Here is an 11,064-nt window from a genome sequence, read left to right as displayed (position 1 = left end):
GTTAGATCTGAAACACACAGCTGGTATCACCACATCGAGGTGTGGTTGTATCTGTTACATCAAAAAAATCTGTAATCTGACGCGCTAAAAAAAACTCCGGTAACTATAACGTCTTACGCCACGTGCTGCGTTTATCACCTGAGTTGTATATAAAATAGCCGAAATGATGAGAGCATGCTCACCTTGTCAGTAAAATAAGCAAAAAAACTTATTCTAGAATGCAATCATAGCAGGCTCACTTTTTTGCGGCAATCTGCTTTATTTGCATGGTACAATCAAACTTATGACAGAAGATAAACCTAAAGTGCAATTCATCGATATTACTGATGATTTTGCTGGCCAACGGATCGATAATTTTCTCCGTGCTAGGCTTAAAAATGTACCAAAAAGTATGATTTACCGTATTTTGCGTAAAGGCGAGGTGCGAGTAAACAAAAAACGTATTAAACCTGAATATAAATTGCAGGATGGTGATCTCGTACGCGTCCCACCGGTTTTTGTTCCTGAGAAAGACGAACAAGCACCGATCAGTACCAAACTAAATAAAGTGGCTGAACTTGAATCATGCATTATCTATGAAGATGATCATGTTTTGATTTTGAATAAGCCATCAGGCACAGCTGTTCATGGCGGCAGTGGTTTGAAGTTTGGTGCGATTGAAGCGTTACGTGCATTACGACCTGATGCTCGATACCTTGAGTTAGTACACCGTATTGACCGAGATACCTCTGGCATTTTGTTGATAGCGAAGAAACGTTCAGCGTTACGTAAGCTACAAGAGCAATTTAGAGAAAAAACGGTTCAGAAATATTATTTTGCCTTAGTGATGGGGGAATGGAAGGCAAACTGTAAGAGAGTAAATGCACCGTTATTGAAAAATGAAGTAAATAGTATTGTGCGTGTTAACCCACAAGGAAAAGCATCAGATACTCGCTTTAAAGTCCTTGAGCGTTTTGCACAAGCAACACTTGTACAAGCAAGCCCAGTAACCGGTCGTACTCATCAAATCCGTGTACACTGTCAATATGAAGGCCATCCTATTGCTTGGGATGATCGTTATGGCGATCCACGTTTTGATGCCTACACCAAAAAAACAGGTTTGGGACGGTTGTTTTTGCATGCAGCGAACATTAAATTTACTCATCCACATACCGATGAAGTAATGGATATTAGTGCGCCAATGGCACCAGTATTAGAACGCTGTTTAATAAAGCTTCGTACATTTTAATGATATTGAAAATAATGAGGCGAGCATTGTGCTCGCCTTTTTTATGATTTGTAATAATGAAGGGTTAGCTTATAAAACGGCTATATGTTCATTGGCCAGCATTTCTCGTAAGGCAATAAGCGGTAATCCCACTAATGTATTAGGGTCGCGTCCCTCTAAGCGATTAAACAGGGCAATCCCTAAACCTTCACTTTTAAAGCTGCCAGCACAGTAAAGCGGTTGCTCTTTAGTGACATAATGTGCAATTTCATTATCGGTTAAGGTTCTAAAATGGACGTGGAACGGTTCACAAATAACTTGAGTCGTTTGTGTGCGTGCATTATATAAGCATAGGCCAGTATAAAAAGTAACGATCTTGCCACTGGCTGCACGTAGTTGAGCACATGCATTCGCTTCGGTATGTGGTTTTCCTAAAATGGCACCATCAATGACACAGACTTGGTCTGAACCTATAATAAGATGATGAGGATGAGATTCTGCACAAGCGTGTGCTTTTGCTTGTGCTAATCGTTTAACTAAAGCAGTTGCTGATTCATTATCAAACATGGCTTCATTAACATTTGGATTTGCTGTCGTAAAAGGTAACTGTAGCTTTTCAAGTAAACTTTTACGAAACGGTGACGTTGACGCAAGAACAAGTGGCTGGTTCATAGGCTATTTGAGTTATTTAAATGAAGTGATGTAAATGAGTGTACTCATCGCAGCGAATCAAAGCCAGTGAGCTTGATTTATTGATTGTTTTGATTTCAATGCAGACAGACGATGTTATCGGCACAGCACAATGCTATTATAAGGCGCAATTATTGATTTAAATTTGTATATAGCCATTATTGGCTAGCATTTAAACAATGATTGAGTGATCTTTCATCATTTTATTAGCAATCGTCAAGTGATTGAGTGATGAAGAAATAAGAACTTTTTAATGAGGAGAGGGAGTGAATGTTGAATGAATTTTCATGGCAGCATGAGAATTGTTCAAAAGCTGTTAATTCAGGCACATTTCCTTTGACTCAACCAGACTATAAGGCTAATATTCGCGCCCTATGCAAAAGGTAAAATTGCCGATAAAGGTAGATCCAGTACGCACTGCACAGAAAAGACTCGACTATGATGGCATCATCAAAGCTGATCTTCTGTCTCGTTTAGCTGGCTCAACCCAGAGCGTAATAAGTGATGCAAACGTCAACTTGTCTTTTGACCTTGACCAACGTCGTATTCCTTTCATGCGCGGAAACGCAAGTATTGATGTGATGTTGACCTGTCAGAGATGTCAGGGAGAATTTCCACACACAATTAGTGTTGAATTCTGTTATAGTCCAGTTCGTGATGAAGAGGCTATTGACAAGTTACCGGAAGCCTATGAGCCGACAATTGTCGATGAAAATGGCGAAATTAATTTAACTCAACTTATCGAAGATGAATTGATGTTAGAGTTACCACAAGTAGCAAGACATGATGTTGACGGTTGTAAGATCGGCACTCATAACTTGTCTTTTGGTGATATTCCCGTTGCTGATGAGCGTCCGAATCCGTTTGCAGTATTGAAAAATCTTAAAAGTTAAATTTAACAGGAGTAGGGTTAATGGCCGTACAAAAGAGCAAAAAATCACGTGCAGCACGTGGTATGCGTCGTTCACATGATGCGCTAACTACAGCAGCAGTTTCTGTAGATTCAGCATCAGGTGAAACTCACCTACGTCACCACGTGACAGCTGACGGTTTCTACCGTGGCCGTAAGGTTATCAACAAGTAAGGTTGAACCTTAATGGGTCTTACCGTTGCACTTGATGCAATGGGCGGGGATTTCGGTCCTCAAGTAACAGTGCCTGCCGCCGTGCAGGCACTGTTGCATTCGCCTGAGCTCAAACTCATTCTATTTGGTGATATTAGTGCTATCACTACCCAGTTAACACTTCTTAATAAGCTCAATCATCCTCGATTGTCTATCGTACATTGCGATAATGTTATAGCGAATGAAACTCGTCCATCACAAGCATTACGACATAGTAAAGGTTCTTCAATGCGCATGGCTCTAGAAGCGGTTGCCGTTGGTGATGCTGATGCCTGTGTGAGTGCTGGTAATACGGGAGCATTAATGGCTTTATCTCGCTATGTGCTAAAACAACTTCCTGGTGTTGAACGTCCTGCTTTAATTTCAGAAATTCCTAATCGCAATGCTAACCATACTTGGTTACTCGATCTTGGCGCAAATGTTTCTTGTGATGCAGATACCTTGTTTCAATTTGCCGTTATGGGATCGGTGGTTGCGGAACAAACATTAGGCACATCACCTCGGGTTGCATTACTTAATATTGGCGAAGAAGCCATTAAAGGCAATGATCTGGTTAAACGTTGTGCTGAAATGTTAGCTGAATCTCCTGACATTAATTACATTGGTTATATTGAAGGTCATCAATTATATTCAGATAAAGCCGATGTGATCGTATGCGATGGCTTTGTCGGGAATGTGAGCTTAAAAACCAGTGAAGGGGTCGCTAACCTATTCATTGATTGTATTAAACGCAATATCGGACGTAATCCATTTAAGCGATTAATTGCTAAGTGGTTATTTCGTGAACTGTTTAATAGTTTACAACAATTGAACCCCGACCAGTATAATGGCGCAAGTCTGTTAGGATTACGCGGTATTGTAGTGAAAAGCCATGGAAGTGCTGATACCACAGCTTTGGAGAATGCCATAAGCCAAGCGGTTTATGAGATTAAACGCCAAATACCGATGAAAATCAGTGACCGTCTGGAAGAGGTCTTATTAGAGAGGCATTATTAGTCTTCATGTATAGCAAAATTTTAGGAACTGGCAGCTATTTGCCAACACAAGTTCGCACTAATGCGGATTTAGAACAAACGATAGACACTAGCGATGAATGGATCGTTGCTCGTACTGGTATTCGTGAGCGTCGCATTGCCTCGGCTGACGAAACGGTTGCCGTAATGGGTTATCATGCTTCTTTAAATGCGATTGAAATGGCGGGTATCAATAAAGAAGATATTGATCTTATTATTGTTGCAACCTCTAGTGCAAGCCACTCATTTCCCTCTGCGGCTTGCCAAGTACAAGGCATGTTAGATATTAAAGGCTGTCCTGCTTTTGATTTATCTGCGGCATGTACTGGCTTTGTTTACGCATTAAGTGTTGCTGATCAACATATTAAAACGGGCATGGCAAAAAATGTATTAGTGATTGGATCTGATGCACTTTCTCGTCATTGTGATCCTAAAGATCGTTCAACCATTATCTTATTTGGTGATGCGGCGGGTGCGGTCGTTCTTGGCGCAAGTGAAGAACAAGGTATCATTTCAACGCATTTATATGCTGATGGTCACTTCGGTGGCTTATTAAGCCTTGCTGTGCCTGAGCATGATAAAGATTTTGATGCTAATACTTGGCTGTACATGGCTGGTAATGAAGTGTTTAAAGTAGCAGTTACTCAACTGTCTAACTTAGTAAAAAATACGCTTATTGCCAATAATATGGATAAATCTGAACTTGATTGGTTAGTGCCACATCAAGCGAATATGCGTATTATTTCAGCCACAGCGAAAAAATTATCAATGTCGATGGATCAAGTGGTGGTTACACTGGATCGTCATGGTAACACCTCTTCAGCAACCGTACCGACGGCGTTAGATGAAGCGGTACGTGATGGCCGTATTCAACGTGGTCAAACGTTATTATTAGAAGCGTTTGGTGGCGGTTTCACTTGGGGCTCTGCACTAGTGAAATTTTAAACTAAATCAAGAATCGGTTTAGTTTACGCGTTAAAAGAATTTTGCGATAAGGCAGAAGGTTGAATATAGTTAACGCTGTCTTATTAGCCTATTAATTTACTGAACGATCAGTATATAAAGAATAAGGATTCTCAAATGTCTAAGTTCGCGATTGTTTTCCCTGGACAGGGTTCTCAAACTGTTGGCATGCTTGCTGATTTAGCAGAGCAATTTGATGTGGTTAAGCAGACGTTTGCTGAAGCCTCTGATGCGCTAGGTTACGACCTATGGGCATTAGTTCAAAATGGTCCCGTTGAAGATTTAAACCAAACTCAGCGTACACAGCCTGCATTATTAACCGCATCTGTAGCGATTTGGCGTGTATGGCAACAACAAGGTGGTGAACAACCTGTTGTTTTAGCTGGACATAGCTTGGGTGAATATTCTGCACTTGTATGTGCTGGTGTGATTGATTTCCAAGCGGCAGTTAAGTTAGTTGAGCTTCGTGGTAAACTAATGCAAGAAGCGGTTCCAGCGGGTGTTGGTGCAATGTCTGCAATTATTGGTTTAGATAACGATGCGATTGCAGCAGCATGTGCACAAGCTGCTGAAGATCAAGTGTGTTCTCCTGTTAACTTTAACTCGCCAGGTCAAGTGGTTATTGCGGGTAACAAAGAAGCAGTAGAGCGTGCCAATGTATTGTGTAAAGAAGCTGGAGCTAAGCGTGCATTACCATTGCCTGTTTCTGTTCCTTCACACTGTGCGTTAATGAAGCCAGCCGCTGATAAACTTGCTATCGCATTAGAAGGCTTAGCATTTAGTGCGCCGACTGTGCCTGTAATCAATAATGCAGACGTAGCGACTGAGACTGATCCTGTTGCCATTAAATTGGCACTTGTTAAGCAGCTATACAATCCAGTTCGTTGGACTGAATCTGTTGAGCGTATGGCATCTGAAGGCGTTGAAGAATTGCTAGAAATGGGCCCAGGTAAAGTATTAACAGGTTTGACTAAACGTATTGATCGTGCACTTAGCAGCGTAGCCGTAAATGATGTTGCATCATTAACAGCTGCATTAGCAAAGTAATTAAGCTTAGAAAGAGGATTTACAATGAGTCTGGAAGGTAAAATTGCACTAGTTACAGGTGCGAGTCGCGGTATTGGTCGTGCAATTGCTGAAATTTTAGCTGAGCGTGGCGCAACAGTTATCGGTACGGCAACATCTGAGAGCGGTGCTGATGCGATTAGTGCGTATCTTGGCGATCACGGTAAAGGTTTTGCGTTAAACGTAACCTCACCAGAGTCAATTGAAGTCACATTAAAGCAAATTAAAGAACAATATGGCGATATTGACATTCTTGTGAATAACGCTGGTATTACTCGTGATAATCTACTCATGCGTATGAAAGAAGACGAATGGCAAGATATCATGGATACCAACCTTACGTCGGTTTTCCGTCTGTCTAAAGCAGTGTTGCGTGCTATGATGAAAAAACGTCATGGCCGTATTATTAGTATTGGCTCTGTTGTTGGTACTATGGGTAACGCTGGACAAACAAACTACGCAGCTGCTAAAGCAGGTTTGCTTGGTTTTACAAAATCGATGGCACGCGAAGTTGCTTCTCGTGGAATCACCGTTAACGCAGTTGCTCCCGGTTTTATTGAAACGGATATGACAAAAGCGCTAAATGATGATCAACGTGCTGCAACGTTAGCAAATGTTCCTGCTGGTCGTTTAGGCGATCCGCGCGAAATAGCAGCGGCTGTTGCTTTTTTAGCCTCTGATGAAGCTGCTTATATAACAGGCGAAACATTGCACGTTAATGGCGGCATGTATATGATTTAAGCAAATTTGTTGTAATACTTCATGATTCAAGTCAAATTGAACTATTTTTCTGGTTAAATCGTGGTTTGACCAGCATTATGAGTGTTGCAACTTTTGCTGTAATGAATAAACTACAACAAATCGCATTAGCGAATTCTTGTTAAAGGAAATATATTAGTATGAGCAACATCGAAGAACGCGTAAGAAAAATCATCGTTGAGCAACTAGGCGTAGACGAAGCAGAAGTTAAAAACGAAGCATCTTTCGTTGACGATCTAGGTGCTGATTCTCTAGATACAGTTGAACTAGTAATGGCTCTTGAAGAAGAATTCGATACAGAAATCCCTGACGAAGAAGCTGAAAAAATTACTACTGTTCAATCTGCAATCGACTACGTAAACAGCGCACAGTAATATAAAAATGAATATTCCCAGGCGGTCATTATGACCGCCTGTTTTTTTTCACTTCCTGTTATATCCTCAATTCCCGGAGAAATTAATCGTGTCTAAGCGTCGTGTAGTTGTAACTGGCATGGGTATGCTTACCCCGGTTGGTAATTCTGTTGAATCTTCTTGGAAAGCTTTACAGTCTGGCACCAGTGGTATCAGTACCATTCAACATTTTGATGCAAGCGCCTTTGCTACTCAATTTGCCGGAATGATCAAAGATTTCAATTGCGAAGATTACATGTCTCGAAAAGATGCTCGCAAAATGGATTTATTTATCCAATATGGCGTAGCAGCTGGCGTACAAGCATTCAAAGATTCTGGTTTTGAAGTTACTGAAGAAAATGCACCACGTATCGGTGTTGCTATTGGTTCTGGTATTGGTGGTTTAGGTTTAATTGAAGCTGGCCATCAAACATTGATCGACAAAGGACCGCGTAAAATCAGTCCGTTCTTTGTACCATCAACAATTGTTAATATGATCGCGGGTCACATGTCTATCATGTACGGTCTACGTGGTCCAAACCTCGCTATCTCTACAGCGTGTACGACGGGCCTTCATAACATTGGCCATGCTGCACGTATGATTGCATACGGTGATGCTGACGCAATGCTAGCGGGTGGTGCAGAAAAAGCATCAACAGAGCTAGGCATGGCGGGTTTTGCTGCTGCAAAAGCATTATCAACACGTAATGATGATCCTCAAGCGGCTTCTCGTCCATGGGACAAAGATCGCGATGGTTTTGTATTAGGTGATGGCGCGGGTGTGATTGTACTAGAAGAGTACGAACACGCTAAAGCACGTGGCGCGAAAATTTATGCAGAGCTTGTTGGCTTTGGCATGAGTGGTGATGCTTACCACATGACGTCACCAAGTGCTGATGGTTCAGGTGGTGCGTTAGCAATGGAAGCTTGTATTCGTGATGCGGGTATCAATGCTGACAAGATTGGCTACATCAACGCCCATGGCACATCAACACCTGCTGGTGATAAGACTGAAACATTAGGCATTAAACGCGCGCTAGGTGCTGCTGCGGATAGTGTTATGGTTTCATCAACTAAATCAATGACTGGTCACTTGTTAGGTGCTGCTGGCTCTGTTGAATCAATCATCACTATTCTAAGTTTGATGGATCAAGTCGTACCGCCAACAATTAACTTGGATAACCCAGGTGAAGGTTGTGATCTTGATTATGTTCCAGGTGAAGCGCGTCAAGCTAACCTAGAATACGCATTATGTAACTCATTCGGTTTTGGCGGCACTAACGGTTCGTTATTGTTTAAGAAAATTTAATTCACTTATTTGCGTGTTGAGCAATAAGTGCCATAACCTGATATGATTAGATAGCCTGATATTTCGATATCAGGCTATTTTTTTATCTGTAAAAAGGAATACGTAATGACTTCAGTGAATGGTTGTGAGCAACAGCTACTTGCCATTACAGATAGAGCAACCCAATACGGTGATGGTTGCTTTACAACAATGCTAGTTGAACACCAACAGGTTCAATTGTGGTCATTGCATTTAACACGCTTAAAAGTAAGCCTAGAAAGACTAGTGATTACTGCACCAAATTGGCAGCAGGTATATACTGATGTTATCGCCCTTGCATTGAAATATCCTCATAAAGGCGGTATTAAAATCTTAATTAGTCGTGGTAGCGGTGGTCGTGGGTATAATCCGACAGGGTGTAATGATACTCAAGTCATCATCACTCATTTCGAATGGCCATTACATTATCAACAATGGCAACAGCAAGGGATTGTCTTAGGTGTGTGTCAGCAACGAATGGGTAATAGTCCTATGCTTGCTGGAATGAAGCATTTAAATCGGCTTGAACAAGTGTTATTAAAACAAGAAATTGAACAAGCAGGTTGGGTTGATGCGATTGCACTTGATGGTGACGATCGGGTTATTGAAACCACAGTAGCAAATCTATTTTGGCGTAAAGGCAATACTGTATATACTCCAGCGCTACAACGTGCAGGCGTTGCTGGGGTTATGCGCCAACATGTACTTGATATGCTTTATGAATTGAATTGTGATTATCAAGTAGGTGATTTTGATCTGGCAGCTGTATTTGCTGCTGATGAAGTTTTTATTACTAATGCATTGATGGCGTTAGTGCCTATAAATCAAATACAAACAACACAATACAGTGAACATACAATGTTCGAAATACTATGGAAGAGGTTACATTCGTGCTAAAGAAGTTGATTTTTGTATTGTTATTATTAATAGCAAGCGCGGCTGGTTGGGGATTTTTTCAAGTTAAATCAACGCTTGATAAACCAGTGCTTATTGAACAACAAACATTTATTACCGTAAAAACAGGGACATCATTTCGTCGATTATTAACACAATTAAGTGATGATAAGATCATGGCTTTATCACCATGGTTACGTTGGGTTGGATATTTAGAGCCTACATTGACGGATATTAAAGCGGGCACTTATGCGATAAAGCCTCAAGCAACATTGCAGTCGGTATTAACGATGATCACCGAAGGTAAAGAATACCAATACGCTATTACGTTGGTTGATGGTGAACGTTTTAGTGAGTGGCGGGAATTATTACAAGCCGACCCACATTTAAAACATACTTCTGATGGTATGACACAAACACAAATTAGTACTGCGATTGGAATTGATAATGATAAAGTTGAAGGTTATTTTCTGCCGAATACGTATCATTTTACCGCAGGTACGAGTGATATCAGTATTTTAAAACGTGCGCATGTTGCGATGATGAAAGAACTGGATCTTGCATGGCAGCAACGGGCTAAAGATTCGCCATTAAAAACGCCGTACCAAGCGTTGATCATGGCATCCATTATTGAAAAAGAAACCGCCGTTGCCAGTGAGCGTGGCCTAGTTGCTTCTGTCTTTATGAATCGCTTACGTGCCAATATGCCATTACAAACCGATCCAACGGTTATTTACGGTATGGGTGATAAGTATCATGGCAACATTACTAAAAAAGACCTACGCACACCAACGGCTTACAACACCTATACCATGCGTGGTTTACCGCCGACACCAATAGCAATGCCAAGTAAGGCATCTATTATGGCCGCCGTTGATCCCGATAACAGTGACTTTTATTATTTTGTCGCAGATGGTAAAGGGGGTCACAAGTTTTCAACCACGTTAGTCGAGCACAACCGCGCGGTTCGTGCCTACCTTAAAATATTAAGAAAGCAGAAATGAACGGTAAATTTATTGTCATCGAAGGCCTTGAAGGGGCTGGTAAAAGTACAGCAATAGCGCAAGTTGTAGCAACATTAGCGCAGCATGGTATTACAAACCCACAATCAACCCGTGAGCCTGGTGGTACACCGCTGGCAGAACAAATGCGCGCCTTAGTTAAACAAGGTCATCCTGATGAGCCTTTAACGGATATGGCAGAGTTATTGTTGCTTTACGCAGCGCGTATTCAATTAGTTGATAACGTAATTAAACCTGCGCTTGCCGAAGGACGGTGGGTGGTGGGTGATCGTCATGATATGTCATCACAGGCTTATCAAGGCGGTGGACGTGGCTTTGATCAAGCATTGATGGAAAACCTGCGTGATACCGTTCTAGGGGATTTTCGTCCTGATCTGACTATCTATATGGATATTGATCCTGTATTAGGTTTACAGCGCGCACGTGGCCGTGGTGAGCTTGATCGTATTGAACAAATGGATATTAGTTTTTTTGAACGTGCTCGTGAGCGCTTTTTAGCATTATGTAACAATCAACCTAATGTGATTATTATTGATGCCAGCCAAACCTTAGAACGCGTTACTGCCGATTTAATCCAAGCATTACAGTCTTGGTTGGAGCAACAATAAT

General features: G+C 41.4%; 13 protein-coding genes. 12 read left to right on the top strand and 1 reads right to left on the bottom strand.

The genetic code is table 11. From position 1 onward, the window contains the following. Positions 1–283 precede the first annotated feature (283 nt). The gene (rluC, locus tag C9J51_RS06330; protein ID WP_045036704.1) at positions 284–1,228 is read left to right on the top strand and encodes a 23S rRNA pseudouridine(955/2504/2580) synthase RluC; all 945 of its coding nucleotides are present in this window, start codon (positions 284–286) and stop codon (positions 1,226–1,228) included. A 69-nt stretch (positions 1,229–1,297) separates the two neighbouring features. On the opposite strand, the gene C9J51_RS06325 is transcribed toward rluC, so the two are convergent. Then, positions 1,298–1,879, bottom strand: a complete 582-nt coding sequence (locus C9J51_RS06325) for a Maf family protein (protein ID WP_045040714.1) — start codon at positions 1,877–1,879, stop codon at positions 1,298–1,300. A gap of 392 nt (positions 1,880–2,271) precedes the next feature. Here C9J51_RS06325 and yceD point away from each other — a divergent pair, with 392 nt between their 5' ends. The 11 genes from yceD to tmk all read left to right on the top strand — a co-directional run bounded on the left by yceD (position 2,272) and on the right by tmk (position 11,063). Next, positions 2,272–2,790, top strand: coding sequence for a 23S rRNA accumulation protein YceD (gene yceD, locus C9J51_RS06320; protein ID WP_045036702.1), 519 nt, complete (start codon positions 2,272–2,274; stop codon positions 2,788–2,790). Between the two features lie 20 nt (positions 2,791–2,810). After that, on the top strand, positions 2,811–2,981 hold the full coding sequence (gene rpmF / locus C9J51_RS06315) for a 50S ribosomal protein L32 (protein WP_006231206.1): 171 nt from the start codon (positions 2,811–2,813) through the stop codon (positions 2,979–2,981). A 12-nt stretch (positions 2,982–2,993) separates the two neighbouring features. Further along, on the top strand, positions 2,994–4,016 hold the full coding sequence (gene plsX / locus C9J51_RS06310; RefSeq protein WP_045036701.1) for a phosphate acyltransferase PlsX: 1,023 nt from the start codon (positions 2,994–2,996) through the stop codon (positions 4,014–4,016). Positions 4,017–4,021: 5 nt separating this feature from the next. Further along, on the top strand, positions 4,022–4,978 hold the full coding sequence (locus C9J51_RS06305) for a beta-ketoacyl-ACP synthase III (protein ID WP_045036700.1): 957 nt from the start codon (positions 4,022–4,024) through the stop codon (positions 4,976–4,978). 135 nt (positions 4,979–5,113) lie between these two features. Beyond that, entirely contained in the window at positions 5,114–6,043 is a 930-nt protein-coding gene (gene fabD / locus C9J51_RS06300; RefSeq protein WP_045040713.1) for an ACP S-malonyltransferase, read from the top strand. 24 nt (positions 6,044–6,067) lie between these two features. Then, the gene (fabG, locus tag C9J51_RS06295) at positions 6,068–6,802 is read left to right on the top strand and encodes a 3-oxoacyl-ACP reductase FabG (protein ID WP_045036698.1); all 735 of its coding nucleotides are present in this window, start codon (positions 6,068–6,070) and stop codon (positions 6,800–6,802) included. A 158-nt stretch (positions 6,803–6,960) separates the two neighbouring features. Then, positions 6,961–7,194: an acyl carrier protein gene (gene acpP, locus C9J51_RS06290; RefSeq protein ID WP_045036697.1), complete on the top strand. Its 234-nt coding sequence runs from the start codon at positions 6,961–6,963 to the stop codon at positions 7,192–7,194. A gap of 88 nt (positions 7,195–7,282) precedes the next feature. Then, on the top strand, positions 7,283–8,521 hold the full coding sequence (gene fabF, locus C9J51_RS06285) for a beta-ketoacyl-ACP synthase II (protein ID WP_045036696.1): 1,239 nt from the start codon (positions 7,283–7,285) through the stop codon (positions 8,519–8,521). Positions 8,522–8,626: 105 nt separating this feature from the next. After that, entirely contained in the window at positions 8,627–9,436 is an 810-nt protein-coding gene (gene pabC / locus C9J51_RS06280; protein WP_045040712.1) for an aminodeoxychorismate lyase, read from the top strand. After that, the gene (mltG, locus tag C9J51_RS06275; protein ID WP_107274911.1) at positions 9,430–10,437 is read left to right on the top strand and encodes an endolytic transglycosylase MltG; all 1,008 of its coding nucleotides are present in this window, start codon (positions 9,430–9,432) and stop codon (positions 10,435–10,437) included. Before pabC ends, mltG begins: the two co-directional genes overlap by 7 nt. Next, on the top strand, positions 10,434–11,063 hold the full coding sequence (gene tmk, locus C9J51_RS06270; RefSeq protein WP_107274910.1) for a dTMP kinase: 630 nt from the start codon (positions 10,434–10,436) through the stop codon (positions 11,061–11,063). The genes mltG and tmk overlap by 4 nt, the downstream gene beginning before the upstream one ends. Position 11,064 lies beyond the last annotated feature (1 nt).

This window comes from Photobacterium iliopiscarium, from assembly GCF_003026395.1.
Taxonomy (GTDB): domain Bacteria; phylum Pseudomonadota; class Gammaproteobacteria; order Enterobacterales; family Vibrionaceae; genus Photobacterium; species Photobacterium iliopiscarium.
This window is presented reverse-complemented; position numbering and strand designations above follow the sequence as displayed.